Source organism: Streptomyces sp. NPDC107517, from assembly GCF_055582645.1.
This window is the reverse complement of the sequence record NZ_JBVJPM010000016.1, coordinates 112,701-139,367: the sequence shown is the minus strand read 5'-3', so window position 1 is coordinate 139,367 and position 26,667 is coordinate 112,701. Positions and strand designations below refer to the sequence as shown.

The following is a 26,667-nucleotide window of genomic DNA, read 5'->3' as shown; positions in this document are numbered from 1 at the left end:
GTCCCAGTCGCCGTGCCGTCGGCCGATCAGACGCAGGGCAGCGTCCATCCGGCGAGGGCCTCCGCGGCGGCCTGTCCGCAGACCCGGGCGGCTCCGTGTGTGTCGATGCGGACCGCCCCGTCCAAGCCGGGTCGTGGGACGCCGAGTTCCACGACGATCGCGTCAGGACGGCGGGTGAGCAGCGCGCGCAGCCAGTCACCCACGGCGGGGCGGCGGTGTGCGTCGCGAACGGCGATGACCAGGGGCCGGCCGGCGGCCTGGGCCACGATCGACTGGGTCCGGGCCGCGTCGTACGGGGCGGCTGCGGGCAGGGCGACACGCACCGTCCCGGGCAGGAGCGAGGCGAGGGCGGGGCCCAGGCCCCACGGAACGCCGTCTCCTTGGACGACGGTGCCCGGGATGCCGAACTCGACCAGGACCGGGGCTGTCTCCAGGGGCAGTACGGGTGCGTCGGCCGGGGTGAGGCGAAGGGCACGGCGGGCGGCCGCCAGTCCCAGCTCCCGGTCCGGCGGCGCGATGGTGGCGGTCTTGGCCAGGTCGCGTTGCCAGGCGGTGAAGTCGGCCGTGCGGTGGGCGGCTTCGGCCAGCCGGTCCTCCGGGAGTTCGCCGCGCTCCACCGCCTGCGCGACGGCGGTGCGCAGGGCGGTGAACTCGGCCTCTCCCGATGTGTTGCCGAGGCAGACGAGGTCCACGCCCGCGGCCAGCGCGCGGACGGCGGCTCCGGTCAGTCCGTAGCGGGCACGGACGGCCCTCATTTCGACGGCGTCGCTCACGACGAGTCCGTCGAATCCCAGCTCTTCACGGAGCAGTCCCGTGACCAGGCGCGGGCTCACGGTGGCGGGGTGTTCGGCGTCGTGGGCGGGGATGAGGAGGTGAGCGGTCATCACCGCACGGGCGCCGGCGGCCAGGGCGGCGTGGAACGGCGGCAGGGCCAGTTCGGCGATCCTCTCGGCGTCCATGGTGACGACGGGCAGGTCGGTGTGGGAGTCCTTGTCGGTGTCTCCATGGCCCGGGAAGTGCTTCGCGCACGCGGCGGTTCCCGCACTGTGCAGTCCGCGGATCCAGGCGGCGGTGTGCCGGGCGGCCAGTGCCGGGTCCGCGCCGAAGGACCGGGTGCCGATGACCGGGTTGTCGGGGTTGGAGTTGACGTCGGCGTCGGGTGCGTAGTCGAGGTCGATGCCGACGGCGCGCAGCTCGGCGCCGATCGAACGGGCGACGGCAGTGGTCACCGCGGTGTCGTCGATGGTGCCGAGGGCGAGGTTGCCCGGGTAGGAAGAACCGGTCGTCGCTTCGAGGCGGGTGATGTCGCCGCCTTCCTCGTCGACGGCGATCAGTACGTCGGGGTTCTCGGCGCGCAGGGCGTCGGTGAGCGCGGCGGTCTGCGCGCGATCACGGATGTTGGGGCCGAAGAGAAGGAGCGAGCGCAGCCCGTCGCCGAGCCGGCGGCGGATCCAGTCGGGGGCGGCGGTGCCGTGGAAGCCGGGCTGCAGCACCTGGTCGGCGAGGGTCAGCAGCAAGCTGGAGGGCTGGCCGGTGCGGACGGACGGCATGACGGATCCTCTCGGGTCTGGTCGTGGGGCTCAGTTGTCTTTGGAGTACGTCCAAAAGACCCGGCCGAGCCGCGCTTCCACACCGCGTGCGTAGAAGTGGACGGGTCCGGTCCAGCCGATCTCGGCCTCGTCGAGCCCGGACGCGAGCTGGTCGGCGAGGCAGCGCCTCAGCAGTACGGTTCCGACCCCCATGCCGCGCAGGGCGGCGTCGGTGCCCATCGGGCCGAACCAGGAACGGCGGTTGACGCCGTGACAGGCGAACCCCACGTAGGCGACTCCGTCGGCACCCTCGCGGACGGCGACATGACCGCGCGGCGGATCATAGGCGAGGGCGCGTGCGGCCTCACCGTCCCAGGTGCCGCCCCACCGGGTCATCCACGCGAGGAACGGCTTCTCGTCCTGCGCGGTGAGCCGGCGGATCTGCACTCCGGCTGCGGCCAGACGCGCTTCGTCGGCAGCGGTGTCCAGCGGCGCGGTGCGCAGGTCGACGCTCATGTTGAGGCCTTCGCGCCCGCGGGTGTAGCCACTGGACTCGGCGAGGCAGACGGCTCGCGTGTAGCGGATGTCGATGCCGGGCCAGGCGTAGTACGGCGGTCTGCCGCGCAGCATCAACCGGGTGGCACCGGCAGTGGTGATGAGTTCCTCGGCGCCGGAGAGCAGGGTCCGTCCGATGCCCCGGCTCTGCGCTTGGGGGTGCACTGCGATCAGGTCGATGTGGCCGGTGGCGGGGGTGTCTGCGGTAGCCGGTCCCAGCGTGCCGAGGACGAGGCCCACGGGTTGCCCGTCGGCCTCGGCCAGGAGCCGGAACTCGGGGCGGGACGCGGCCTGGGTCCACAGAAGGTCGAGCACGTCCGCGGCGTCCTGATCGTGAACGAGCGCTGCCTGGACAAGCGTTCGCAGCGCCGGAAGGTCGCTCTCGGTTGCGGTTCTGATGGAGTGAGGGGTCGTCATCGCTGCTCACCTCGGAGGTCGGTGGAGACGCGCATGTAAATCAATAACATTTGAGTTCGTTGTTGCGGCGAAAAATTACCAGCGGGATGATCGGCCTGTCAGCCCCCCGTACCCCACCGGAAGGCAGGACCATGATGTCCGTCCCTGAAGACGTCGCAGATCTCACCGCTCCGTCCGACCTCGTACGGCGTGCGGTGGAGGACGGTACGGTGCCCGGCGCCGTCCTGATCACGGGGCGAGGCGCCGCGGGTGAGGTGCACACCTCTTCCTACGGCGTCACCGCCTCTGGACCTTCGGGCCGTCCGGTCACGGCCGACACCGTCTTCGACCTGGCCTCGCTGACGAAGGTGGTGGCCACCCTGCCGGCCGTGCTGCGGCTCGCCGACCGCGGAGACCTGGGCCTGGACGACCCTGTCCGCCGTCACCTGCCCGACTTCCAGGGGAGCGGCAAGGACAAGGTGACGGTTCGCCATCTGCTGTCGCACACCTCGGGGCTGCCCCCGCACCGGGACTTCTGGCAGCTTCCCGGCGACCCGGCCGACCGTCTGGCCGCCGTGCTGCGCGAGCCCCTCGAACATCCGCCGGGCAGGGCCGTGCACTACTCCGACCTGGGGTTCATCCTGCTCGGTGAGATCGTCGCCCGAGTCGCCGACGCGCCGCTCGACAGCGTCGTACGGGACCTGGTGCTCGACCCGCTCGGCATGGGAACCGTCCGCTACCTGCCGCCCTCCGAGTGGCGTGCGCACACAGCCGCGACCGAGGCCGGACCGGACGGCGAGCCCAAGCGGGGCGTCGTCCACGACGAGAACGCCGAGAGTCTGGGAGGTGTCGCCGGACACGCGGGCCTGTTCGGCACCGCACCCGGCCTCGCCCACTACCTGAGAGCCTGCTGGCTCTCCGAGGAATCGGTGCTCTCCCGCCGGATGCGCACCGAGGCGCTGGACCTGCAGACCCGCGGCCTGAACGGCGCCCGGGGACTGGGCTGGACGCTGCCCGGAGACGCCTGGGATCACATGTCCCCCCACTGGCCCTCGTCCGGCGCCGGGCACACCGGTTTCACCGGAACCAGCCTCGCACTCGACCCGGTCAGCGGCATCTGGGTGGTGCTGCTCACCAACGCCGTGCATTACGGGCGCGGCGCGCGGGCGAAGTCATTGCGCCGCGTGGTCCACGCGGCCGTCGCCCGCACCGACTCTGCTCTTTCTCACGGCAGTTGACCGCCATGTCGCCCCCGTCGCACCAGCCGTGCATGCCACGGACGAACCCGACTCCGACAGGCGAATCCCTCGGCCCGCTCCCCGTCCCCCACCGAAACCGTAGGATTCCCACATGACTGCTTCACGTCACCGCAACCACGTACGAGGCGACACCCTTCGTCGTGTCCCGAGCGCGGAACGCACCGCACCGGCACAGTCCGTGCTCGTGCAGATCCGTGCGCTGTTGCCCTCGTTGCCACCGTCGGAGCAGCGTGTCGCCGAGGCGGCGATCGCCGATCCGGTGGGAGTGGCCGGGCGGACCATCAGCGAACTCGCCGCGGAGTGCCGGACGTCCGAGACGACGGTCATCCGGTTCTGCCGGGCCGTGGGCCTCAAGGGGTACCCCGATCTGCGGATCGCGCTGGCCACGGCCGCGGGGAGCAAGGACGGCGCTCGGGTCTGGTCGAGTGCCGGCAGCGAGATCGAGCCCGACGACTCCTTGGCCAACGTGGTGAGCAAGCTGGGGTTCGCCGACGCCCGGGCGGTGGAGGAGACCATCGCCCAGATCGACCTGGACGTCCTGGAGCGGGCCATCGAGGCGGTCGTCAGCGCAAGCGCCCTGGACCTGTACGGGGTCGGTGCGAGCGCGCTGATCGCGCTGGACCTCCAGCAGAAGCTGCACCGCATCGGGCACCGCGCGACCGCGTGGCCGGACCGGGACGGCGCCGTCACGTCGGCGGCCCTGCTCGGCCGGGGCGACCTGGCGATCGGCATCTCGCACACCGGCGAGTCGGCCGACACCGTGACGGCCATGCGGGAGGCATCGGACAACGGTGCCACCACCATCGCGATCACCAACTTCCCGCGCTCCGAGATCGCCCAGGTCGCCGATCACGTGCTCGTCACCGCGGCGCGCGAGACCACCTTCAGGACCGGTGCGATGTCCAGCCGGATCGCCGCGCTGACGCTGGTGGACTGCCTGTTCGTCGGCGTGGCCCAGCACAACAGCAGCCGCACGACGCGCGCGTTGGAGCGCACGTACAGCGCGGTGCACCGGCGGCGCTCGAAGGGGTGAACGGGACATTCCCGCCGGGCCTGCCCGGCGGGAATGTCCGGGGTGACGCGCGGGCCTCAGCCCAGGAGACGCAGCGCCGTACGGACGCGACCGTCACTGTCCGCCAACGCCGCTCGTGCCTGCTGCGGTGAGCACGGGGCGAGCAGGCCGACCAGCGCGGTCTTCAGTTCCCCGCCCGAGGCGGCCAGCGCGGCGGCGCACGTCTCCTCGTCCAGTCCGGTGGCCTCCACCAGGATGGTGATGAGGCGACCGCGCAACTTGCCGTTGGTGGCGGTCACATCGACCATCAGGTTCGAGTACGTCCGGCCCAGGGCGACCATCACCATCGTGGACAGGCTGTTGAGGACCAGCTTGTGGGCGGTGGCCGCCTTGAGCCGGGTGGATCCCGCGATGGCCTCGGGTCCGGTGTCCACGCCCAGGTGAACATCCACCTCGTCGGCGAGTTCCGCCGCGGGGTTGGCACTGACCAGAGCGGTGAAGGCACCCGCCGCCCGGGCGGCGCGCAGGGCCCCGCCGACATAGGGCGTGCGGCCGCTGGCGGCCACGCCGATCGCGACGTCCCCGGAGCCCACCGGCGCCGCATCGCTCGCGCCGGCGTCCGCGCTGTCCTCCACGCCCTCGACGGGTTCGACCAACGCACGGGTCCCGCCCGCGTGATGGGCCACGACGATGCCGGGCAGCATGCCGAACGTCGGGATCAGCTCGGCCGCGTCCATCACGGCGAGCCGGCCCGACGTCCCCGCGCCGAAGTAGTGCAACCGGCCGCCCGCCCGGATCCGCTGTGCCGTCTCGTCGACCAGCCGCGCCAGGTCGGGCAGCACGGCGGCGACGGCCTGGGCCGGGATCCGGTCCTCGGCGTTGAGCAGGCGCAACGCCTCCAGAGTGGGGATGTCGTCGATCTCACGGGTGCGGGGATTGCGGGTCTCTGTAGGAGCGTTGACACGTTCGGCGTGCGGCGGGCGCATCGTGGAGTCCTCTCGGTCAGCGAGCGGGGGATCAGCGCGGCGCAACTTTGCCACAAGGGTTGCCGGTTGTACGTAACTTTTTCACGTAAGCGTCTCGCGTATCACCCATCAGCCTCTGTCACCGCTCCACGCAGCCCGTCAGCCTGGGGCCGATGGCGGGAAGTTACGAACTGGATTCGGCCAACGCAAATTATTGACATGCCCACAGGGTCGCTCCTACGGTCTGCTCACCCTCAGGACCCTTCTTCCGCCGTGTTCTGTCATTCGATCGGAGACCACACGTATGGTCCGGTTCAAGCACTTCGTCGCAGCCTCCGCCGCACTGGCGACGCTCGGATCGCTCGCCGCTTGCGCGCCGGACTCCGGTGCCAAGAACGGCGCCAGGGGCGGTGTCTTCACCACGGTCGACGCCAACAACCCGATCACGCCCGGCGCGCCGATGAACCCGTACAACGCCAACGGCAACAGCTTCGTCAGCTTCAACACGATGCGCCTCGGCTGGGACAAGAAGAACCCGCTCAACCCCAACGACAACTTCCCCGGCCTGGCCAAGAGCTGGGAGATGAAGGGCGACTCACTGATCGTCCACCTCCAGGACGGCGCGAAGTGGTCCGACGGCACCCCGGTGACCCTCGACGACCTCAAGCTGTCGATGGCCCTCGGCTACACCCAGAGCACCGCCGCGGTCGGAGCCCGTGGTCTCACCGAGGGTCTCAACGTGTCCTCGGTGGAGTCGGCCGGTGACGGGGCCTTCGAGTTCAAGCAGGCTCCCGGCACCAAGAACCTGACCTTCACCAAGCAGGTCCTCGGCCAGGTCATCGTCAACGCCAAGGTCTACGGCCACCTGGTCCCCGCCGACATGTGGGACATCATCCACGCGAGCCAGCAGGTCGATCCGGCGAAGGCGAAGGACGCCGATGCCGCGGCCGCCAAGCTGACCGGGGTCGGCAAGCAGGTCTCGGCCTTCGCCCCCCAGAAGGACATCTCGGCGGGCCCGTTCGTGGTGCGCAAGCTCAACCCCGGCTCGGTCATCCTCGACAAGAACAAGAACTTCTACGCCGCCAAGAAGGTAGGCCCCAGCCAGGTCGTCGTCCGCCACTACTCGGGCAACGAGCAGATCTGGGGCTTCATGAAGAACGGCGAGCTGGACGCCGCGCCGTTCACCGCCATCCCCGAGAACGTGCTCAAGCAGATCGAGGGCAAGGGCTACCAGCGCACCGAGAGCGTCAGCTACGTCCAGGCGTCGCTGGCCTTCAACCAGAGCCGTGCCCCGTACGACAAGAAGGAGGTGCGCCAGGGGCTGGCGTACCTCCTGGACCGCGCGGCCGCCACCAAGGTGGGCCAGCCGGTGGGCGGCCAGACCGCCGCCGCGCCGACCGGCATGGTCGACCAGATGACCCAGGCCTGGCTGACCAAGGACCAGTCCTCCGCTCTGGAGCCCTACGCCCACGACGCGGCCAAGGCCGAGGCGCTGTTCAAGAAGGCCGGCCTGACCAAGAAGGGCGGCAAGTGGTACCTGGCCAACGGCAAGCAGTGGAAGATGACGCTGCAGACCGTCAACGGCTTCAGTGACTGGATCTCCGCCTCCACCGTCATCGCCAACCAGCTCACCTCCGCCGGCATCGACACCAAGCCGCAGCTGTCCGCCGACTTCGGCAAGTACCAGGAGGACATGGCCGCGGAGAAGTTCGACGTCGGCTGGTGGCTCACCGCCGTCGGTTCCACCGCGCGCGGCGACTTCCAGCGCCTGTACGGCGAGTCCGACGGGTTCACCGCCAACGGTGACAAGGCCTCCCACACGGACAAGAAGGGCTCGGGCAACTGGATGCACGGCCCGGTCAACGTCACCGTGGGCGGCAAGCGCGTCAACCCCGGGAACCTGACCGCCCAGCTGGCCGGCCTGGACAACGAATCGGCCAAGCCGATCATCAACCAGCTCGCCCAGGTCACCACGCAGGAAGTTCCGGTCATCCCGATCTGGGACTACACCAACGTGAAGTTCTACAACGAGAAGCACTTCACGAACTTCCCCAAGAACGGGCAGGACGACCTGCTGGGCAACTTCCCCGGCGTGTGGATGGCGCAGGGCTACATCCAGCCCAAGAAGTAGGCGATCCCAGCCGATCGGACAGGGCGGCAGCCGCACAGCCGCCGCCCTGTCCGCCTGTGTCATCCCACTACCGCAACACACACCCGGAAAGGAGGTGATGAACGTGAAGGGACTCGTCCGCGCCGTCCTGACCAAGCTGGCCGGTGGCGCGGTGATGGTCTGGGTCGTGGCCTCGTTCACGTTCTTCCTCGTCCACGCGCTGCCGGGCAGCCCCGGCAAAGTGGCCTACGAGGGCTACCTCAGCCAGGGCATGTCCCCCGACGAGGCCATGGCCAAGGTCGCCGTGATCTACGGCTACACCTCGCAGGACCCCCTGGCCACCCAGTACGTGAACTACCTGTCCGACCTGCTGCACGGCAACCTCGGCCTCTCGATCTCCTACAGCGGCGTGCCGGTGTCCCAGGTGATCGGCAACGCCCTGCCGTGGACACTGATCCCCATCCTCAGCGGCCTGGTGATCAGCTTCGCCATCGGCATCACCGCGGGTGTGGTGGCGGCCGTCAAGCGCTCCTCGCGCTGGGGCGGCGCACTCAGCCTGTCCGCCTCGCTGATCGCCGGCATCCCGTCCTTCGTGCTCGCGATCCTGCTCACCACCGTCTTCCACACCCAGCTGGGCTGGCTGCCGTACGGCGAGACCAACGACCCCTGGGTGGACTCCGGCTGGAGCGCCGCGTACATCGGCTCCGTCGCCTACTACGCGATCCTGCCCGTCGCCACCTACGTACTCATCTCCTACGGCGGCTGGATGCTCTCGATGCGCTCCTCGGTCGCCTCCGTACTCGGCGACGACTTCATCCTCGCCTCCGAACTGCGCGGCATCACCCCCCGCACACGGCTGCGCTACATCGGCCGCAACGCCATCCTGCCGCTGTTCACCACCCTGGCGATCGCCTGCGGCTATCTCTTCGGCGGCGCGATTCTGATCGAGAACGCCTTCAACTACCCGGGCCTGGGACGTCTGTTGCTGCAGAGCATCGGATCCCGCGACTACCCGCTGATGACCGGCGCGTTCCTCATCATCACCATCGCCGTCGTACTCGCCAACATCATCGCGGACCTGCTCTACTCCGTGATCGACCCCCGAGTGAGGCGCTGAGACGATGACCACCGCACCTCTCACCGCCGAACCGCGCCCCGCCCACGTCACACCGCGCCGCCGCTACTGGACCGGCATCCGGCGGGTGCTCACCCGTAAACCGGGCCGGGTCGCCGGTCTGGTCATCCTGGTGTTCTTCACCCTGATGGGCATCTTCGGCCCGATGCTCTACTCCGACAACCTCGCCGTCGACCCGAACGCGGTCTACGCGCCGCCGAGCTCCGAGCACTGGCTGGGTACCGACTTCGCCGGGTCCGACGTCTTCCAGGCCCTGGTCGTCGGCTCCCGCTACGTCCTGTTGACCTGCGCGATCGCCGGACTGTTCGCCGTCGGCATCGGTACCGCCGTAGGTCTGCTGGCCGGCTTCCACCGCGGGGTGGCCGACTCGCTGCTGATGCGCGCCACCGACTTCATCCTCACCATCCCGGGCCTCCCGGTACTGGTCGTGCTCTCCAGCGTGTGGGCCTTCGGCAGTCCGCTGGAGATGGGCCTCGTACTCGGCATCGTCGGCTGGGGCGGCATCGCCCGCGCCGTGCGCTCCCAGACGCTCAGTCTGCGCGAGCGCGGCTTCCTCGAAGCCGCACGGAGCCTGGGCCTGCCCAACCGTCACATCCTCGTCAAGGAACTCCTGCCCAACCTCGCCCCGTACGTGGCGATGAACCTGCTGCTGGCCATCGTCAGCTTCGTCGAGGCGCAGGTCGGCCTGTTCTTCCTGGGCATCGTGCCGTTCACGTCCACCAACTGGGGCGTGATGATCAACCAGGCGGTGTTCTCGGGCGGCGCGCTGCAGAGCCCGGAGGCGCTGATGTACCTCCTCGCCCCGCTGGTCTGCATCCTGCTGCTCATCACCGGCGTCGTGCTGTTCCTCGATGCGATCGACGAGCTGTTCAACCCGCGTTTGAGGGAGCGCTGATGACGCACAACACCACCACGGCGACCGCCGAGGCTGAGGTCCGGGTGCGCGACCTGACGGTCCACTACCGCATCGAAGGCACCGAGTACCCGGCCATCGCGGGCGTCACGCTCGACCTGCCCCGCGGCCGGATCACCGGCCTCGTCGGCGAGTCCGGCTCCGGCAAGTCGACGCTCGCCCTCGCCCTGATGAACGCCATCTCCGAGCCGGGCCGGGTGAGCGGCGGCACCGTCCACGTCGACGGAGTGGGCGAGGTCACCGCTCTCTCCGCCAAGCAGCTGCGCGCCGTACGCGGCTCAGCACTCGGCTACGTGTTCCAGGCGTCCCAGAACTCCATGAACCCGCTGCGCACCATCGGCCAGCAGGTCCTGGACCTCGGCCGCTCCCACGACGTCAACGACCTGCCCGCCCTCCTCCACCGCGCTCGCGAACTGGCCGAGCGCATGGGCCTGGACGGCAAGCGCGTCCTCGACTCCTACCAGCACGAGCTCTCCGGCGGCATGCGCCAGCGCCTGGGCATCGTCTTCGCGCTCGTCCTCAACGCGAAGGTCCTCATCCTCGACGAGCCGACCACGGCCCTGGACGTGCTCTCCCAGGCCGCCGTGCTGAAGATCATTCGCGAGGTGCACGAGGAGAACCACCTCAGCACCCTGATCGTCACCCATGACATGGGAGTCGTATCGGAGATCGCGGACAACCTCGCCGTGATGTACGGCGGCCGCATCGTCGAACACGGCCCGGCACTGGAACTGCTGCGCGCTCCCTCCCACCCGTACACGCAAGCGCTCATCCGTGCCACGGCCCGGATCACCGGGGACCTCGCGAGCGCCCGGGCGCTGCCCGGCCGGCCGCCGGACCTCACCACCATCCCGAAGACGGGCTGTGTGTTCCGCGAGCGCTGCGCGTTCGCCACGGACGTGTGCACCGACTCGGAACCGCAGCTGGAAGAGTTCCTGCCCGGCCACCGCCGGGCGTGCCATGCCGACGTGGCTCTCGTCCGCTCATCCCCCGCCACCCCGAAGGGAGACGCGTCGTGATCGAGGCACGCGGGCTCACCCGCACCTACCGCACCCGCGGCGCCTTCACCGGAGAGCGCACCGTCCACGCCCTGCGCGCGGTGGACTTCACCCTGCCCAAGGGCGGAGCCGTCTCCTTCATCGGTGAGTCCGGCTGCGGCAAGACCACACTGGGCAAGATCCTCACCGGGATCGAGACGTTCGACGGCGGCGAACTCCTCATCGACGGAACAGAGGTGTCGAAACTCCCGCCGCGCAAACGGGCCCCGTACTTCCGCCGCATCCAGATGATCCACCAGGATCCGTACTCCGCCCTCAACCCCACCCGCACCATCGACCAGATCCTCGGCGACCCCCTGCGGATGCGCGCGAAATTGACCGGTGCCGCGTCCTCGGAGGTCCGCGGGCGGGCCGCGGAGCTGCTGGAACTGGTCGGCCTGGAACCCGACGGCGTCCTGCCCAAGTACCCTCACCAGCTGTCCGGCGGCCAGCGCCAGCGCGTCGTCATCGCCCGCGCGCTGACCGTGGACCCGGAAGTGCTCATCGCCGACGAAGCCGTGTCGATGATCGATGTGTCCTTGCGGCTCGGCATCCTCGGGCTGCTGCACGATCTGCGCACCCGGCTGGGGATCTCCCTGGTCTTCATCACCCATGACGTGGCCACCGCGCGCTACATAGGCGCCGGGGGCGAACTGCACGTCATCTACCGGGGCCAGGTCATCGAGCGGGGGCCGACCGACGACATCATCCAGGCGCCCGTGCACCCCTACACCCAGTGTCTGCTGTCCGCCGTCCCCATCATGCGCGGACGGGAGGAGCCCGGCCCCGACCGGCTGGAGCCTCTCGCCCCGCTGGACGAGAAGGTACAGACGGACGGCTGCCTCTTCGCTCCTCGCTGCCCCTTCGCCGACGAGCGGTGCACCGCCGCCCGGCCGGTCCTCGAACAGCTCGGGGACGCGGGGCGGCACCACGCCTGCTTCCACCCCACACCACGACGCGTGGTCGGTGTGGAGATCCAGCCGGCGGGCGTCTGACGACGTCCCGGTCGGACGGGCGCCCCATGCGGCTGCCGGAGCCCCCTGTCGGGGCTCCGGCAGCCGTTCCGTTCACGCGCCGGCGGTCAGCCCGCCTTGTGCGGCGCCGGACCGGCCAGTGAGTCGGCAAGGGCCGCCGAGGTGACACCGGTGACGTGGTAGTAGCCGAGCAGGTCGCTGTGCGAGGCGACGGTGTCCTGCCGCACGTAGGTTCCGGTGTGCGAAGCATTGAGCATCAGCCCGTTGCCGATGTAGACGCCGACGTGATGCACCGTCGACGCCGAACCACCGAAGTACACCAGGTCGCCCGGGATCGCGTTGGCCGCGCTGACCTGCGCCAGTTTCGGGTTGACCACCTGGTCGCGTGTGGTCTGGCCGATGTCGCCGGCTCCGGCGCGCCAGTACAGCCACCGCGTGAAGCCCGAGCAGTCCAGGCCCACTTCCTTGTCCGCCGGGCACGGCTGGATCGACCCGCTGTAGTCGTCACAGATGCCGATCGACGGGCCGAACGAGAAGGCGCCGTCCTCATGGCCGCCGCCCCAGACGTACTGGATGTTCTGGCCGGTGGCCTGCTGCGCGTAGTCGACGACCGCGGCGTAGCGTCCCGAGCCCAGGTCGGCCGGCTGCTGCGGCGCCGGATCGCCGTAGAGCTTGGCCTTGGTCGGCGGATCCACCAGGCCGGTGGCCGCCAGCCCGTGCGACGTCTGGTAGTTGGTCACCGCGGTGACGGTGGCGGAGCCCAGATCATGGTCCACGGTCAGACCGGCCCCGTTGGCGTTGAGCTTGTTCTGCAGCTCGGTGACGCAGCCGTCGTTCTCACCCGTCTCCAGCTGCACGGGGCAGCGCAGTGAGCGCAGGTCGATCGGCACGGCCGGGTCCTCGTAGTACAGCGCGGACTTGGTGGCGGGCCCGACAAGGCCGTCCGCGGTGAGCCCCTGAGAGGTCTGGTACGCCTTGACCGCCGTGGTGGTGGCCGCTCCGAAGTCGCCGTCGACCGTCAGCGAGGCGCCGTGGGCGTTCAGCAGCGTCTGGAGCTCCGTCACACATCCGCTCACCTGCCCCTGCTGAACGGTGTTGGGACAGTCGGACGAGACCAGAATGATGCGGGCGGGCGCGGTCGCCGCGGCCGCGGGCACGAGGGTGCCCAGCGCGAGCAGTCCCGCCGCCAGGACAACCCCCAGGCCGCGGACGGCGCGGTGACGTCTGTAGTACACAGGCACGGTTCTCCCTTGGTTCGTCGTGGACCGGGGGCTACTTGCCGGCCTGGAGGGCCGACCAGGTGGCGTTCCCGACGATTCCGTCGGAGGTGAGACCCTGGGCGGTCTGGTACGCCTTGACGGCGGACGTGGTCGCGGCGCCGAAGTCGCCGTCGATGGCGAGGCTCTGTCCGCGGGCCGCGATCAGCGCCCGCTGCAGCCGCTTGACGTCGGTGCCGGTGGACCCGGACTGAAGAGTCGGCTTGGTGCCGGCCGACAGCAGCGCGGTCCAGGTGTGGGAGTCCACCGTGCCGGTGACCGGGAGGGACACGGCGCTCTGGAACGACTGCACCGCGGTCGTGGTGCCCGAGCCGAACGCGCCGTCCACCGCGCCGCTGTAGCGTCCCTGACGCAGCAGCAGACACTGCGCCGCGCTGACCAGGCCGCCGGAGGAGCCGGCCGAGATCGACGTGTACTGCGAGAAGTCGAGGTTCGCGGAGCAGGATCCGGCGAACGGCCCCGTGTCCACGTCCAGGTAGTCCCGGTCGATGTTGATGGTCACGCCGCCCCAGGTCTCGTCGGTGTCCCCGGAGAGCTGGTGGATGCGCTGGTGGTCGGCCCAGTACGCGTCGGGCACATAGGGTGTGGCGTCGGTGTCGGCGGCGCCGTTCCAGCGGGCGAACCAGATGTGGTCGGGCATCGTGTACGTACCGGCCGTGTACTCCCCGGCCAGGTCGACCATCCCGGACGCGGCGGACGAGTAGACGCCGGACAGATAGCCGCCCGCGTGCAGTTCCTCGGTCCACGCGCTGAGGAACGTCATCACCGCGTCACTGCATGCGGTGTTGGTCTGGTCGTAGGCCTCCATGTCGTTGTAGAGCACACTGCCCCCGGGAAGCCCCAGCGCCGCGGCGGCGGCCATGGACTCCTGAGCCTCGCTGCGTCCCTGACCGGCGGCGGTGGACAGGGTGTACGACACCTTGTGGCTGAAGCTGTTGCACGGCGCCTGCAGACCCACGTGGATGGGGATGATGTGCCAGCCCGCCGACGTCTGGGTCTGCACCCACGACGCCGTCAGGTTCGGCTGGTCGCACGCCGCGCTGATACCGCTGATGTACACGCCGACGGCCCGGAAGGGCGAGGCGGACCAGGCGGACATCTGCGAGGAGGAGGGTGCGGCGCAGGGGTCGAAGCCGAGCCCCGTGTACGTACCCGGCTGCGCCGCCACGGCTGCCGCCGCCGAGGTCGTCGCCCGGCCGGCTTCGGCTGTGCCCGGCGTCGCGGCCGTCGCCTTCGCGTCTCCGTCCAGACGGGCACTGTCCAGAATGCCTTGCACGGTGGCCTCGTGAGCGCCTACGGAGGCGGTCACGAGCACTCCTGCGGCGGGTACCGCCTCACGTATGCGCCCGGGGGACTCTCTTTTCGTCCTGTCGGCAGAGGCCGTCGCGGAGCCCTTGGGCGCGATGCGCGTCGAAGTGTCCATCTTCTTACGGCTCTTGGCGTCGAGCGGTTCGATGACCAACGCCTCGGTGCGGCCGACGATGCCGGACGGGCACGTGGCCTGACCGGCGTCGGAGGGATGGCCGACATACACCGCGTGCCGGTCGAGGCGCACGCAGGTGTCGGGGTTCGCGGTCAGGTCCACGACCGGCCAACTTGCGGGCACGCGTACGTGATAGCCGCGGTACGAGACGTCCTTGGCCGCGGCGGGCGACGCGGCGGCGGCCACGGCAGAGGTGCCCAGCGCGGCCAGGACGGCCAGAACGGTGGTTGCGCCGCGCAGTCGGGCACGCGAGGAACGGAGCGGTGTCATGGCACTCCAGATTCAGTCTCTGGGTTGGACAGGACTGTGCGCCTTCGGCCCGGTCAGCGGATGGGCCCAACACCGTTGGTGTGCCTGCCGTGACGGGGCAGGCGAAAGGTAGCGCGTCAATGAGTTCCGTTGCACTACCTACTACCGAATATTTTCTACGTTCCTTGCGCGAGACGGATTGTGCGCGAGAGATCAACTACGGGTATATGAGAAGAAGTTGGGCAACGTCACTTGAGCAGTGGCGGCACCGCAGGCACCTCGATCGCGTTCTCGACGTCCGCCTCCGTCAGCTTGAAGGTGTCGGGATAGGCGTCTCGCCGAGTGCGGCGGGCGGGTTCGATGGTGCGCCAGGTGTAGAGGCAGCGCCCGCACTGGACCACGTCCCACACGCCCGGGACGGGGGACGTGGCAAGCAGGGAGATCTCCTCAAAGGCGCAGCGAGGGCATTCAACAGGCAGGTGATTCACAGGAGTTGTCCTTTCGGCGAGGGTGGGCGGGTCAGCCGCGGGCCGCGATGAGGCGCTGCAGGCGGGCGGCCCACTCGGCCGTCTCGGGCAGGTCCTTGGCCGGGGTGGAGAAGTTGCCGCGGACGTCCGGGGCGACCGGCGTCGTCGCATCGATGATCATCTTGCTGGTGATCCCGGCGGGCTGCGCGGCGGGCGCCAGTTCCAGGACCGACAGGTTGGGGATGACGACGACGTCGTCCTTCGGGTTGACCTTGGCGGACATCGCCCACATGACCTGCGGCAGATTGAACGGGTCCACGTCCTCGTCGACGAGGATCACCTGGGCCACGTAGCCGAGCCCGTGGGGCGTCGTCATGGCACGCATGCCGACGGCCTTGGCGAAGCCGCCGTACCGCTTGGCCGTGGAGATGATCACCATCAGGCCGTGCGTGTACATCGCGTTGACGGCCTGCACCTCGGGGAACTCGGCGCGCAGCTGCTTGAGCAGCGGCACGCACGTGTTGGGTCCGACGAGATAGTCGCACTCGGTCCACGGCATGCCGAGGTAGAGCGACTCGAAGACCGGGTTCGTGCGGTACGAGACGCGGTCCACGCGGATGACGGGCATGCGGCGACCGCCCGAGTAGTGACCGGTGAACTCGCCGAAGGGGCCTTCTATCTGCCGCTTGCGGGACTCGATGACGCCTTCGATGACGACCTCGCTCCCCCAGGGCACGTCGAAGCCGGTTCGCGGCGCGGTGGCGATCGGCGCGGGCGCGCCGCGCAGGGCGCCCGCCATCTCGTACTCACTCTGGTCGTACGCCATCGGCATCCCGGCCACGATCGCCATCACGGGGTCGTTGCCGAGGGTGATGGCGATCGGCAGGTCCTCGCCCTTCTCCTCGGCCTTGCGCAGATGCTGGGCCACGTCGTGCATGGGCACGGGCTGGAAGGCGAGCCGGTTGGTGCCGATGACCTGGATGCGGTACGTGCCGACGTTCTGCTTGCCGAAGTCGTCCGGGTCCTCCGGGTCGCGGGAGACGACCGCGGCCTTGTCGAGATAGAAGCCACCGTCTCCGTCGTTGAGGCGGAAGAGGGGGAGCACCGAGAACAGGTCGACGTCCTCGCCCTCCCGGGTGTTCGCACGCCAGGGGGCGTCCTCGCGGCGCTCGGGCGCGACAGGGAAGGCGTCCCAGCGCCGCGCGAACTCCTCCACCTGCTCCTTGACCGGCGTGTTCTTCGGCAGCCCGAGCGCGAGCGCGTGGTTGGCCCAGGAGCCGTGCACGTTCATGGCGATCCGGGCGTCGGTGAAGCCCTTGACGTTGTCGAAGTGGAGGGCGGGGGCGTTCTCGCCGATGCGGCCCGTCGCGTTGGCGGCGGCCGCGAGATCCGGCTCGGGCAGCACCTCGTCGGTGATGCGCAGCAGCTGCCCCTCCTTCTCCAAGGTGTCGAGGAAGCTGCGCAGGTCGTCAAAGGCCATGGTGAATTCCTTTACGGGGCAGGGGACTTCAGTTACGGGGCAGGGGACTTCAGGCGGCTTCGTCGCCGAAGGACCGGGAAGCGGCACGGGCGGCGCGCATCCCGGCCCAGCGCCGGGCGGCGGGCGCGGGCAGGTCGAACTGGTCGAGGATGCGGGCCACCACGTGGTCGACGATGTCGTCGACGGTCTGCGGGTTGTTGTAGAAGGCGGGCATGGGCGGCACCAGTTGCACACCCATGCGGGCGAGTTCGAGCATGTTCTGGAGGTGGATCTCGCTCAGCGGTGTCTCGCGCGGTACGAGGACGAGCCTGCGTCGCTCCTTGAGAACCACGTCGGCGGCCCGGGCGACGAGGCCCTCGGCGTACCCGGTCCTGATCCCGGCGAGCGTCTTCATGGAGCACGGCACGATCACCATGCCGTCGGTGCGGAACGAGCCGGAGGAGATGGTGGCGCCCTGGTCCTCGGGATGGTGCGTGACGTCCGCGAGGGCGGACACCTCGGCCACGGACAGGCCCGTCTCCAGCTCGATGGTGGTGCGTGCCCAGCGGGACAGGACGAGATGCGTCTCCACGCCCGGCAACGCCTGCAGATTCTCCAGCAGACGGACACCGAACGGGGCACCCGTCGCCCCGGTCATTCCCACGACCAACCGCATAGGACCACCTCAAACACGTCGCTGACCTGTGCTTTCACGCTACGGAGCGATCTGGGCGCGGCAGCGGTACCCTCGGGACCATCGATGGGGAAAAACGGACACCCTGCAGGGCGCCCCGATGTCAGGGACCTGGAGTACACCCCGGCCGTGGGCGCACCGGCCGGAGTCGAGGTGATGGAACTCGCCGACCTGCTCGAACGCTCGCGGCGCCACGGCAATGACCCGTACGCGCCCCTGCGCCCCGCCTTCCACCAGCTGATCGGCGCCCGCGAACGGCCTCTTCGCATGTGGGTCGACTTCGTCGAGCACGAGCTGCGGCCCGGGTCGTGGCTGTGGATCCGGCCGGGTCAGGTGCAGCGGTTCGGCCCCGACCTGGTGGCCGCGGACGGGGTGATCGTGCTGTTCCAGCCCGGCTTCCTGCCGCCGGCGACCGTTTCGGCGGCACACATGGATCCGCCGTACGAGCAGCGCCCGTCGGTCCTCGTGGGCCCGGACGCGGAAGGCGTTCGCCGGGCGCTCGACCATCTCGTGTACGAGTACGGGGCGATGGCCTCGCTCCCCCTCCTCGCACACACCGAAGTGCTCCGCGCGCTGCTGTCCGTGCTCGTGGTGCGGCTCGCCCAGGCGCGCGGCCCGGCGCCGCGGCCGACCGCCGCGTCGAAGACGTTCCGTCGCTTTCACGCGGCCGTCGAGCGTGACCACGCGGTGACCCGGTGCGTCGAGGACTACGCGGCCGCTCTCGGCTACAGCCCGCGCACCCTGACCAGGGCCACGCTCGCCGCGACGGGACGTACGGCCAAGCAGTACGTCGACGACCGGGTCCTTCTGGAGGCCAAACGCCTGCTGTGGCACAGCGGCCTGACCGCGAAGGAGGTCGCCGTCCGGCTCGGGTTCACGGACGCGAGCGACTTCACGAAGTTCTTCCGGCTGCGGACGGGCACGACGCCGGGAACGTTCCGCGGAAAGTAGACCGGCAACGGACGCCCGGGCGACGACGCCCGCCGGAACAGGTCCCGCCCCCGGAGGCGCGAGAGTCCGGAAGAACGACACAGATCACAGCCACTGACCTCTTGACCTCCGACGTTCAAACCGGTTTAGTCGGCGTCGTTCAGCCACTCAAACCGGTTTAAGAACCGGTTGCGGACCGTCGTTCCGTGTCGGCTGGACAGCTCGTCGCGCTCCGGCTCGTCCAAGGCCGCACCCAGGGAGTCCCGCACCATGGCACGCAAGCCCACCATCGCGGATGTCGCACACCGTGCGGGCGTCTCGCGCGCCACCGTCTCCTTCGCGCTCAACGACCGGCCCGGCATCGCGGCGGAAACCAAGGCCCGCGTTCTCGCGGCCGCCGCCGACCTCGGCTGGACGCCGAGTCACCAGGCACGCGGCCTCTCGCTGGGCAAGGCCGGAGCTTTCGGCCTGGTCCTGGCCCGTGAGTCCGAGCAGATCGGGGCGGACCCGTTCTTCCCCGCGTTCATCGCCGGCGTCGAAGCCGTCATAGGGCGGCGTGGCGACGGACTCATGGTGCATGTGACCACTTACGAGCAGGAGCAGGGGGTGTACGAGCGCCTTGCCGCACAGCGGCAGGTGGACGGTGTCTTCCTGACCGACCTGCGCCGCGACGACCCGCGTCCCCCGCTCATGCGCGAACTCGGTCTGCCCGCCGTCGTGGTGGGCCAGCCCGAGTGGGGCGGTGGTCTGACGGCGGTGAGCCTGGACGACGAACCCGCCTACGCCGACGCGATCCGCCGGCTCGCGGACCTCGGACACCGGCGCATCGCCCACGTCGAAGGCCCCCAGGAACTGCGGCACGCCCACCGGCGCCGGACGGCCTGGGAGCAGACCCTGCGCACGCTCGGTCTGCCCGAAGGACCGGTGCTGCCCGGCGGGTTCAGCCCCGAGGGCGGCGCACGGGCCACGCGGGAACTGCTCACGCTCCCCGAACCCCCGACCGCGATCGTCTACGGCAACGATCTTGCCGCGATGGCCGGGCTCTCGGTCGCCCAGGAACTGGGCGTCCGCGTCCCCGACCAGCTGTCGGTGGTCGGCTATGACGACGCCCCCCTGACCCGATACAGCTACCCGCCGCTCGCGTCCGCCCGCGCGGACGCCCGCGGCTGGGGAGAGGCGGCGGCCCGCGCCCTGGACGAAGTGATCGTCCTCGGCACCGCGGCGCACGTAGAGCTGCCGCCCGCCCAGTACGTGCCCCGCGCGTCGATCGGGCCCGCGCCCCGCGGGTGACGCGGGGACCGCAACCCACACGCAGGGACCAAGCACCGGTCGCGCTGGCGCCGACCGGAAATTCCGCTCGGCGACGAGGCCGCGCGTGAACAGTTCGGAGATCAATCATGCTGAGGAGAACGGCGTACGCGCTGCTCGTGCTCGCACTCGCGGGCACGGCGACAGCCTGCGGCCGGTCGGCTCCGGATCCGGCCGCCGCCGCTGACGCGCGCGGTCCGATCACGGTCTGGCTTTCCAACAACGCGCAAGAGGTCCAGTGGGGCAAGGCCATGGTCGCCTCGTGGAACGAGCGCCATCCCGACCAGCACGTGACAGCGCAGCAGATCCCGGCCGGCAAGACGTCCGAGGAGGCCATCAGCGCTTCGATCATCGCGGGGACGACGGCGTGTCTCGCCTTCAACACCTCGCCCGCGGCGGTGCCCACGTTCCAGAAGCAGAACGGGCTCGTGTCCCTCAGTGACTTCCCGGACGGCGAGAAGTACATCACCGACCGCGGTGGCGCCCTCACGGACCAGTACCGGTCGACGGACGGCAAGTTCTACCAGCTGCCCTGGAAGAGCAACCCCGTCATGATCCTCTACAACAAGAAGCTCTTCGCAAAGGCCGGTCTGGATCCGGAGCACCCGAAGCTCGCGACGTACGAGGAGTTCCTGGACACGTCGCGCAAGCTCGTGCACAGCGGAGCCGCGAAGGCGGCGATCTGGCCGTCTCCCAGCAGCGACTTCTTCCAGCCCTGGTACGACTTCTACCCGGCCTTCGCCGCGCAGAGCGGCGGCAAGCAGCTGATCGAGGACGGCAAGCCGCAGTTCGACTCGTCCGCGGGCCGCCAGGTCGCGGCGTTCTGGCGCACGCTCTACGCCGAGAAGCTGGCCCCGCAGGAGGCCTACCCGGGCGATTCGCTCAACGACGGCAAGGCCGCGATGGCCACGGTCGGTCCCTGGGCGATCGCCGCGTACAAGAACAGCGTGGACATCGGAGTCGCGCCGGTGCCGACCGCGGACGGCGGCTCGGACAAGCACTCCTTCAGCGACGAGAAGTCGGCGGCGATGTTCAGCTCCTGCAAGAACCGGGCCACGGCCTGGGACGTGCTCAAGTTCGCGAGCTCCGCCGGCCAGGACGGGAAGTTCCTCGAGACGACCGGGCAGATGCCGATGCGCGAGCACCTGACCGAGAAGTACGCCGGCTACTTCAAGGCGCACCCGACGTACAAGGCCTTCGCCGACCAGGCGGAGCGCGTCGTCGAGGTGCCCAATGTGCCGGGCTCCATCGACATCTGGCAGACCTTCCGCGACGAGTGGACGAAGTCGGTCGTCTTCGGCCGGGAATCCACGCCGGCCGGCCTGCGCAACGCCTCGTCCGAGATCACCGACCTGCTGAACGAGTACGGGGACCCGTCATGAGCGTGAATCTCCAGTCAGCGCCCGCCGCCGTGAGGGACAACGCTCCCACCCGGCGAGAGGGCCCGCGCAAGGCCCGTGGCCTGTCCCGTGTCGGCGCCCTGTTCGTGTCGCCGTACGTGCTGTTCCTCGTGGTGGTCTTCGCCGTCCCGCTCGGCTACACGGTGTGGATCTCCTTCCACCGCTTCTACTTCACGGCTCCGGGCACCGATGTCGACTCGCCCTGGGTGGGCCTGTCGAACTACAAGGACGTCTTCACCGACCCCGTCGTCGGTCAGGCGTTCCTCAACATCCTGATCTTCCTGGTCATCAACGTGCCGCTCACGGTCGGCCTCTCGCTGGTCCTCGCCACGGCACTGAACGCGAAGATACGGGGCCGCGCGTTCTTCCGCGCCGCGTTCTACCTCCCGTACGTGACCGCGAGCGTCGCGCTGGTCGCGGTGTGGCAGTTCCTGTTCGGCTCGGACGGGTTCGTCAACCACCTGCTGGGCTCGCACGCTCCCGACCCGTCGTGGCTGGTGAACTCGCACCTCGCGATGCCGATGATCGCCGTCTTCGTGACCTGGAAACAGCTCGGCTTCTTCGTGATGCTGTACCTGGCTTCGCTGCAGAACGTCGGCAAGGAGCTGTACGAGGCGTCCGCCATGGACGGCGCGGGCCGCGTACGGCAGTTCTTCTCGGTGACCGTGCCCGGTGTGCGCCCGGCGACGACGCTCGTCGTGATCTACGCGATCATCACCGGCGCCAACCTGTTCAGCGAGCCCTACCTGCTGACCGGGGGCGGCGGTCCCGACCACGCCTCCACCTCGCCGGTGCTGCTGATGTACCAGAAGGGCATCGAGCAGGGGCACCCCGACTTCGCGGCCGCGCTCGGCGTCGTCCTCGTCGCGTTCGTCATGGTCGTCTCGCTCACCGCCCGCAAGCTCACCGAGAGGGGCAACTGACATGAGTGCCACCGCTCAGGCACCCGCCCGCCGCTTCGGCGGCAGGGCCGTGCGCTACACGCTGCTGTCGCTCGGCGCCGTCGCCTTCCTGTTCCCCTTCTACTACATGGTCGTCGGCTCGCTGCGCGGGACGACGGTCGGTGATCTGTCCGCCGCGGTCCCGTCCGGGCTGACCGGCGCCAACTACACGGCCGTCAACGGCGCGATCTCCCTGGGCCGATCCCTGCTCAACTCGGGGATCATGACCATCGGCGTCCTGGTCTGCACGCTCGTCTTCGGCGTGCTCGCCGGATACGCGCTCGCCCAACTGCGCTTCCGGGGCAAGGGCGCGGTCTTCGCCGCACTGCTCCTCGTACAGATGATCCCGTTCCAGCTGCTCACCCTGCCGTTGTACGTGCTCGTCGTCCGGGACTACGGGCTCGGCGACAACTACCTCGGCATGATCCTGCCGTTCGCGATCAACTCGACGGCCGTCTTCCTCTTCCGCCAGTTCTTCTCCCAGATGCCGCAGTCCCTCTTCGAGGCGGCGCGGATCGACGGGGCGAGCGAGCTGCGGATCCTGTGGCAGATCGCGCTGCCGATGGCCCGCCCGGCGGTGCTGACCGCGCTGCTGCTGACGTTCATCGGGCCGTGGAACGAGTTCCTGTGGCCGTTCCTCGTCACCAAGAACGCCGACATGCAGCCGCTGGCCGTGTCCCTCGCCAGCTTCCTCTCCAACCTCCAGGGCACGGTCGCCAACCCGGCCGGTGCCCTGCTGGCCGGCGCGTGTGTGCTGGCCGTCCCCGCGGTGGTCCTGTTCCTCCTGTTCCAGCGCCACTTCACCTCTACCGACATCGACTCCGGAGTAAAGGGCTAATCCCGCAATGAGCAACACCACCGCCATCCCCTACCGTCTCGTGCGCAAGGGCGTCGTCATGTCCCCCCTGGCCGGTGAGGCGAACGAGGTCGAGGGCGTACTGAACCCCGCCTCCGGGCGCACCCCGGACGGCAAGCTGCACCTCCTGCCGCGTCTGGTCTCCGAGGGCAACGTCTCCCGCGTCGGCCTCGCCGAGGTCACCTTCGACGAAGCGGGCGTCCCGGCCGGGGTCGAGCGCCGCGGCGTCGTCCTCTCTCCCGACGAGGGCTGGGAGCGCGGCAAGAACAACGCCGGCGTCGAGGACCCCCGCATCACCTGGGTCCCCTCCCTCGGCAAGCACGTCATGAGTTACGTCGCCTACGGCCCGCTCGGCCCGAAGCCGGCACTCGCCGTCTCCGAGAACCTCACCGACTGGACCCGTCTCGGCCCGATCCAGTTCCAGTACCAGGCCGACCTGGACACCGACCTCAACCTGTTCCCGAACAAGGACGTCGTCCACTTCCCCGAGCCCGTCCCGGGCCCGGACGGCGAGATGGCGTACGCGATGCTGCACCGCCCGATGTGGGACCTGGGCTGGTTCCGTCCGGGCGAGGGCGTGCACCTGCCCGCCGGTGTCACCGACGAGCGTCCCGGCATCTGGATCTCGTACGTCCCGGTCGCCGAGGTCGAGGCCGACATCCGCGCCCTGACCCGCCCGCGCGACCACCGTCTGCTGGCCCTGTCCGAGTTCCCGTGGGAGTCCCTGAAGATCGGCGGCGGCCCGGCCCCGATCCGCGTTCCCGAGGGCTGGCTGCTCATCCACCACGGTGTCTCCGGATCCATCGAGGACCCGTGGGCGCAGAACCAGAAGGTGTCGTACGCCGCCGGCGCGATGATCCTCGACCCGGCCGACCCGTCGAAGGTCCTCGCGCGCTCCGACAAGCCGCTGATGGCCCCGGAGACCGAGGAGGAGCTGTCGGGCACCGTCCCGAACGTCGTCTTCCCGACCGCGATCGAGGAGATCGACGGCGAGCTGTACGTCTTCTACGGCATGGCCGACGCGCACATCGGCGTCGCCCTCCTGGAGCGCACGGCATGACCGGCGGCGCCCTCGCACCTCTCGGTATCGGCCTGGTCGGCTGTGGCGGGTTCGCCGAGTTCGTCCTGGACGCGATCGCGGGCCTGCCGGGCCTGCGTCTCGCGGCCGTCGCCGACCCCTCGCGCGAACGCGCCGAGCGGCTCGGCCTGCGGCACGGCGTCCCGGCGCTCGCCTCTCTCGACGAGCTCCTCGAACGCGACGACGTGGCGGCCGTGCTGATCGCCACGCCGCCCGCGACCCATGCCGCGATGGCCATCACCGCGCTGCGTGCGGGGCGCCATGTCTTCTGCGAGAAGCCTCTCGCCACCACGACCGAGGACGCCTCGGCGGTCGCCCGCGCGGCGCGGCGCGCCGGGCGCGTCCTGGTCGTGGACCACGTGCTGCGCTACAACCCGCTGCTGCGGGCCGTGCAGCACCTCACCGAGCGGGGGCTGCTCGCGCCCCCGCGCCGGTTCCTGTTCGAGAACGACGCCTCCGACGAGGACCTCGGCCCCGACCACTGGTTCTGGGACCCGGCGCACAGCGGCGGCATCTTCGTCGAGCACGGCGTCCACTTCTTCGACGCCGCGCGCACACTGCTGGGCTCGGACCCGGTCAGCGTGCGGGCGACCGCCGTGGCCCGGCCCAAAGGCCCTGTCGACATGGTCAGCGCCGACGTCGTCCACCCCGGTGGCGTCCTCGCCTCCCACCTCCACTCCTTCACGCACGCCCACCGCGCCGAGCGCCAGCTCATGCGTCTGGACCACGGGTTCGCCGAGACACGGATCAGCGGCTGGATCCCCGTACGGGCGGAGATATCGGCGTGGACCGACGAGGCGGGCGCCGGGCAGTGGGAGCAACTGCCCGACCAGCTGGGCACGTTGCTGTCCGTCGACGGCTTCCGGCCGCACGGCGAGGAGCGGATCACCGTCCGAGTCGAACGGGGCGCCGGCTCCGCCGCCCCGGCGCGCGGGCGCGGCGAGCAGCGCACGGTCCCGCACCACGTGACCGCCGTCCTCGACCTGGGCGGCGAGGTCCGCAAGCCGTACGTGTACGCGCAGAGCGTGCGTGCCGCGATGGCCGATCTCGTTCGGGCCGTCCGTGAAGACACGTCGCCCGTCGCGGACGCCGTGAGCGGTCTCGCCGCGGTCGCGGTTGCCGAGGCGGCCACCATCGCCGCCTCCACCGGCACCGAACAGCACGTGCCCTCCCCCGACCTGGCCGTCGCCGAGGAAGCCTCCGCATGAGCTGGTGGCAGGACATGGTCTGCTACGAGGTCTACCCACGTGCCTTCGCCGACTCGGACGGCGACGGGATCGGTGACCTGCCGGGCCTGACCGACCGCCTTGAGCACATCAAGGATCTGGGCGCGGACGCCGTGTGGTGCACCCCGTTCTACCCGTCACCGCTGGCCGACGGCGGCTACGACATCGCGGATCACACCGGTGTGGCCGCGGACCTGGGAACGGACGACGACGCCACCCGACTGACCGTCCGCGCACACGAGTTGGGCCTCAAATTCATCATCGACGTGGTGCCCAACCACACCTCCGACCAGCATCCCTGGTTCCAGGAGGCTCTTGACGCGGGGCCCGGTTCGGCGGAGCGGGAGATGTACCTGTTCCGGCCCGGCCGGGGCGCGGACGGCGAACTGCCGCCCAACGACTGGCAGTCGGCGTTCGGCGGCCCCGCCTGGACCCGGGTCACGGACGGCGAGTGGTACTGCCACCTCCACGCCGCCGAGCAGCCCGACCTCAACTGGCGCAACCCCAAGGTGCAGGGCGCCTTCACCGAAGTACTGCGGTACTGGCTGGACCGCGGCGTGGACGGCTTCCGCGTGGACGTCGCCCACGCCCTGTTCAAGGCGGAAGGGCTGCCCGACGCGGGCCCCGGCCAGCACACCGATCCGCTGCACAACCATCTGATGCCGTACTACGACCAGGAGGAGCTGCACCCGCTCTACCGCCAGTGGCGCGCGCTGCTCGACACCCATCCCGCCCCTGCCGGCGCGGTGGCGCCCCAGGACCGGGTGATGGTCGCCGAGTCCGCCGTCTTCGACCCGGCCCGCCTCAGCCGCTACATCCGGCCCGACGAGATGCACCAGGCTTTCAACTTCGCCTTCCTGGAGGCGCCTTGGGAGGCGGCAGAGCTGCGCCGGGTCGTCGACGGCTCCTTCGCCGTGCCGGGCAGCGCGGTCACCTGGCTGCTCTCCAGCCACGACGCGGTCCGCCCGGTCACCCGGTACGGCTCCCTGGCGCGCGCCCGTGCGGCCGCCCTCCTGATGCTGGCCCTGCCCGGCTCCGCGTACCTCTTTCAGGGCGAGGAGCTGGGACTGCCGCAGGCCGACGTGCCCCTCGACCGCATCCTGGACCCGCTGTGGGAACGCTCGGGCCACACGGAGCGCGGGCGTGACGGCGCGCGTGTGCCGCTGCCGTGGACCGATGAGCACGCACCGTACGGATTCAGCACCGCGGCGCCCGAGCGAACCTGGCTGCCTCAGCCGGACGACTGGTCGCGCCTGACCGTCGCCGCACAGCAGCAGGACCCCGAATCGACGCTCGCGCTGTACCGTGCGGCACTGCGGATCCGCCGCACCCATCCGGCACCGGACCCGGCGTCCCCGCCGACCTGGCTGTCCGCACCCGACGCCCCCTACCTCGCCTTCCGCCGCGGCGCACT

The 26,667-nt window shown here is 70.0% G+C and carries 22 protein-coding genes and 1 pseudogene; 15 read left to right on the top strand and 8 right to left on the bottom strand.

What is annotated here, in order from left to right:
* Window positions 1-26 precede the first annotated feature (26 nt).
* Together ACZ67T_RS31140 and ACZ67T_RS31135 are read right to left on the bottom strand one after the other, a co-directional pair.
* On the bottom strand, window positions 27-1,550 hold the full coding sequence (locus ACZ67T_RS31140; protein ID WP_469988325.1) for a glycoside hydrolase family 3 protein: 1,524 nt from the start codon (window positions 1,548-1,550) through the stop codon (window positions 27-29).
* A 30-nt stretch (window positions 1,551-1,580) separates the two neighbouring features.
* Window positions 1,581-2,399, bottom strand: coding sequence for a GNAT family N-acetyltransferase (locus ACZ67T_RS31135; protein ID WP_469988324.1), 819 nt, complete (start codon window positions 2,397-2,399; stop codon window positions 1,581-1,583).
* A 236-nt stretch (window positions 2,400-2,635) separates the two neighbouring features.
* Here ACZ67T_RS31135 and ACZ67T_RS31130 point away from each other — a divergent pair, with 236 nt between their 5' ends.
* Window positions 2,636-3,718 (top strand): serine hydrolase domain-containing protein, encoded by a 1,083-nt coding sequence (locus tag ACZ67T_RS31130; RefSeq protein WP_469988323.1) that lies wholly within the window; start codon window positions 2,636-2,638, stop codon window positions 3,716-3,718.
* A 112-nt stretch (window positions 3,719-3,830) separates the two neighbouring features.
* On the top strand, window positions 3,831-4,772 hold the full coding sequence (locus tag ACZ67T_RS31125) for a MurR/RpiR family transcriptional regulator (RefSeq protein WP_469988322.1): 942 nt from the start codon (window positions 3,831-3,833) through the stop codon (window positions 4,770-4,772).
* 56 nt (window positions 4,773-4,828) lie between these two features.
* On the opposite strand, the gene ACZ67T_RS31120 is transcribed toward ACZ67T_RS31125, so the two are convergent.
* Entirely contained in the window at window positions 4,829-5,737 is a 909-nt protein-coding gene (locus ACZ67T_RS31120) for an N-acetylmuramic acid 6-phosphate etherase (protein ID WP_469988321.1), read from the bottom strand.
* 283 nt (window positions 5,738-6,020) lie between these two features.
* Between ACZ67T_RS31120 and ACZ67T_RS31115 the strand changes: the two genes are divergently transcribed.
* The 5 genes from ACZ67T_RS31115 to ACZ67T_RS31095 all read left to right on the top strand — a co-directional run bounded on the left by ACZ67T_RS31115 (window position 6,021) and on the right by ACZ67T_RS31095 (window position 11,906).
* Window positions 6,021-7,847: an ABC transporter substrate-binding protein gene (locus tag ACZ67T_RS31115; RefSeq protein WP_469988320.1), complete on the top strand. Its 1,827-nt coding sequence runs from the start codon at window positions 6,021-6,023 to the stop codon at window positions 7,845-7,847.
* A 97-nt stretch (window positions 7,848-7,944) separates the two neighbouring features.
* Window positions 7,945-8,943, top strand: coding sequence for an ABC transporter permease (locus ACZ67T_RS31110; protein ID WP_469988319.1), 999 nt, complete (start codon window positions 7,945-7,947; stop codon window positions 8,941-8,943).
* 4 nt (window positions 8,944-8,947) lie between these two features.
* Complete coding sequence (locus tag ACZ67T_RS31105; protein WP_469988318.1) at window positions 8,948-9,856, top strand: ABC transporter permease; 909 nt, start codon at window positions 8,948-8,950, stop codon at window positions 9,854-9,856.
* Complete coding sequence (locus ACZ67T_RS31100) at window positions 9,856-10,893, top strand: ABC transporter ATP-binding protein (RefSeq protein WP_469988317.1); 1,038 nt, start codon at window positions 9,856-9,858, stop codon at window positions 10,891-10,893. Before ACZ67T_RS31105 ends, ACZ67T_RS31100 begins: the two co-directional genes overlap by 1 nt.
* Window positions 10,890-11,906: an ABC transporter ATP-binding protein gene (locus ACZ67T_RS31095; protein ID WP_469988316.1), complete on the top strand. Its 1,017-nt coding sequence runs from the start codon at window positions 10,890-10,892 to the stop codon at window positions 11,904-11,906. Before ACZ67T_RS31100 ends, ACZ67T_RS31095 begins: the two co-directional genes overlap by 4 nt.
* 86 nt (window positions 11,907-11,992) lie before the next feature.
* On the opposite strand, the gene ACZ67T_RS31090 is transcribed toward ACZ67T_RS31095, so the two are convergent.
* The 5 genes from ACZ67T_RS31090 to vdcB all read right to left on the bottom strand — a co-directional run bounded on the left by ACZ67T_RS31090 (window position 11,993) and on the right by vdcB (window position 17,496).
* Entirely contained in the window at window positions 11,993-13,120 is a 1,128-nt protein-coding gene (locus tag ACZ67T_RS31090) for a C40 family peptidase (protein WP_469988315.1), read from the bottom strand.
* A gap of 37 nt (window positions 13,121-13,157) precedes the next feature.
* On the bottom strand, window positions 13,158-14,915 hold the full coding sequence (locus ACZ67T_RS31085; protein ID WP_469988314.1) for a glycoside hydrolase domain-containing protein: 1,758 nt from the start codon (window positions 14,913-14,915) through the stop codon (window positions 13,158-13,160).
* Window positions 14,916-15,142: 227 nt separating this feature from the next.
* Window positions 15,143-15,382, bottom strand: a complete 240-nt coding sequence (locus ACZ67T_RS31080) for a non-oxidative hydroxyarylic acid decarboxylases subunit D (RefSeq protein WP_469988313.1) — start codon at window positions 15,380-15,382, stop codon at window positions 15,143-15,145.
* A 31-nt stretch (window positions 15,383-15,413) separates the two neighbouring features.
* Entirely contained in the window at window positions 15,414-16,841 is a 1,428-nt protein-coding gene (gene vdcC / locus ACZ67T_RS31075; protein WP_469988312.1) for a non-oxidative vanillic acid decarboxylases subunit C, read from the bottom strand.
* Between the two features lie 49 nt (window positions 16,842-16,890).
* The gene (vdcB, locus tag ACZ67T_RS31070) at window positions 16,891-17,496 is read right to left on the bottom strand and encodes a non-oxidative vanillic acid decarboxylases subunit B (protein ID WP_469988311.1); all 606 of its coding nucleotides are present in this window, start codon (window positions 17,494-17,496) and stop codon (window positions 16,891-16,893) included.
* Between the two features lie 84 nt (window positions 17,497-17,580).
* On the opposite strand from vdcB, the gene ACZ67T_RS31065 reads away from it, so the two are divergent.
* From ACZ67T_RS31065 to ACZ67T_RS31030, 8 genes and pseudogenes are all read left to right on the top strand, one after another.
* Window positions 17,581-18,465: a helix-turn-helix domain-containing protein gene (locus tag ACZ67T_RS31065; protein ID WP_469988310.1), complete on the top strand. Its 885-nt coding sequence runs from the start codon at window positions 17,581-17,583 to the stop codon at window positions 18,463-18,465.
* Window positions 18,466-18,714: 249 nt separating this feature from the next.
* On the top strand, window positions 18,715-19,734 hold the full coding sequence (locus ACZ67T_RS31060) for a LacI family DNA-binding transcriptional regulator (protein ID WP_469988309.1): 1,020 nt from the start codon (window positions 18,715-18,717) through the stop codon (window positions 19,732-19,734).
* Window positions 19,735-19,841: 107 nt separating this feature from the next.
* A complete protein-coding gene (locus tag ACZ67T_RS31055; RefSeq protein ID WP_469988308.1) occupies window positions 19,842-21,134 on the top strand; it encodes an extracellular solute-binding protein in 1,293 nt (430 codons plus the stop codon).
* The gene (locus tag ACZ67T_RS31050) at window positions 21,131-22,075 is read left to right on the top strand and encodes a carbohydrate ABC transporter permease (RefSeq protein ID WP_469988307.1); all 945 of its coding nucleotides are present in this window, start codon (window positions 21,131-21,133) and stop codon (window positions 22,073-22,075) included. The genes ACZ67T_RS31055 and ACZ67T_RS31050 overlap by 4 nt, the downstream gene beginning before the upstream one ends.
* Window position 22,076: 1 nt before the next feature.
* Window positions 22,077-22,931, top strand: coding sequence for a carbohydrate ABC transporter permease (locus tag ACZ67T_RS31045; RefSeq protein ID WP_469988306.1), 855 nt, complete (start codon window positions 22,077-22,079; stop codon window positions 22,929-22,931).
* Between the two features lie 7 nt (window positions 22,932-22,938).
* Complete coding sequence (locus ACZ67T_RS31040) at window positions 22,939-24,009, top strand: glycoside hydrolase family 130 protein (RefSeq protein ID WP_469988305.1); 1,071 nt, start codon at window positions 22,939-22,941, stop codon at window positions 24,007-24,009.
* Window positions 24,006-25,235: a Gfo/Idh/MocA family protein gene (locus ACZ67T_RS31035; protein ID WP_469988304.1), complete on the top strand. Its 1,230-nt coding sequence runs from the start codon at window positions 24,006-24,008 to the stop codon at window positions 25,233-25,235. Before ACZ67T_RS31040 ends, ACZ67T_RS31035 begins: the two co-directional genes overlap by 4 nt.
* Window positions 25,232-26,530 (top strand): annotated as a pseudogene (locus tag ACZ67T_RS31030) (glycoside hydrolase family 13 protein); the annotation flags it as partial. The gene ACZ67T_RS31035 and the pseudogene ACZ67T_RS31030, both read left to right, overlap by 4 nt.
* Between the last annotated feature and the right edge of the window lie 137 nt (window positions 26,531-26,667).

Coding starts and splice junctions, on each gene's coding strand:
- vdcC (WP_469988312.1), bottom strand. CDS start 16,841: ATGGCCTTTGACGACCTGCGCAGCTTCCTCGACACCTTGGAGAAGGAG.
- ACZ67T_RS31055 (WP_469988308.1), top strand. CDS start 19,842: ATGCTGAGGAGAACGGCGTACGCGCTGCTCGTGCTCGCACTCGCGGGC.
- ACZ67T_RS31140 (WP_469988325.1), bottom strand. CDS start 1,550: ATGCCGTCCGTCCGCACCGGCCAGCCCTCCAGCTTGCTGCTGACCCTC.
- ACZ67T_RS31100 (WP_469988317.1), top strand. CDS start 9,856: ATGACGCACAACACCACCACGGCGACCGCCGAGGCTGAGGTCCGGGTG.
- ACZ67T_RS31130 (WP_469988323.1), top strand. CDS start 2,636: ATGTCCGTCCCTGAAGACGTCGCAGATCTCACCGCTCCGTCCGACCTC.
- ACZ67T_RS31115 (WP_469988320.1), top strand. CDS start 6,021: ATGGTCCGGTTCAAGCACTTCGTCGCAGCCTCCGCCGCACTGGCGACG.
- ACZ67T_RS31060 (WP_469988309.1), top strand. CDS start 18,715: ATGGCACGCAAGCCCACCATCGCGGATGTCGCACACCGTGCGGGCGTC.
- ACZ67T_RS31040 (WP_469988305.1), top strand. CDS start 22,939: ATGAGCAACACCACCGCCATCCCCTACCGTCTCGTGCGCAAGGGCGTC.
- ACZ67T_RS31120 (WP_469988321.1), bottom strand. CDS start 5,737: ATGCGCCCGCCGCACGCCGAACGTGTCAACGCTCCTACAGAGACCCGC.
- ACZ67T_RS31110 (WP_469988319.1), top strand. CDS start 7,945: ATGAACGTGAAGGGACTCGTCCGCGCCGTCCTGACCAAGCTGGCCGGT.
- vdcB (WP_469988311.1), bottom strand. CDS start 17,496: ATGCGGTTGGTCGTGGGAATGACCGGGGCGACGGGTGCCCCGTTCGGT.
- ACZ67T_RS31050 (WP_469988307.1), top strand. CDS start 21,131: ATGAGCGTGAATCTCCAGTCAGCGCCCGCCGCCGTGAGGGACAACGCT.
- ACZ67T_RS31125 (WP_469988322.1), top strand. CDS start 3,831: ATGACTGCTTCACGTCACCGCAACCACGTACGAGGCGACACCCTTCGT.
- ACZ67T_RS31065 (WP_469988310.1), top strand. CDS start 17,581: ATGGGGAAAAACGGACACCCTGCAGGGCGCCCCGATGTCAGGGACCTG.
- ACZ67T_RS31085 (WP_469988314.1), bottom strand. CDS start 14,915: ATGACACCGCTCCGTTCCTCGCGTGCCCGACTGCGCGGCGCAACCACC.
- ACZ67T_RS31035 (WP_469988304.1), top strand. CDS start 24,006: ATGACCGGCGGCGCCCTCGCACCTCTCGGTATCGGCCTGGTCGGCTGT.
- ACZ67T_RS31045 (WP_469988306.1), top strand. CDS start 22,077: ATGAGTGCCACCGCTCAGGCACCCGCCCGCCGCTTCGGCGGCAGGGCC.
- ACZ67T_RS31105 (WP_469988318.1), top strand. CDS start 8,948: ATGACCACCGCACCTCTCACCGCCGAACCGCGCCCCGCCCACGTCACA.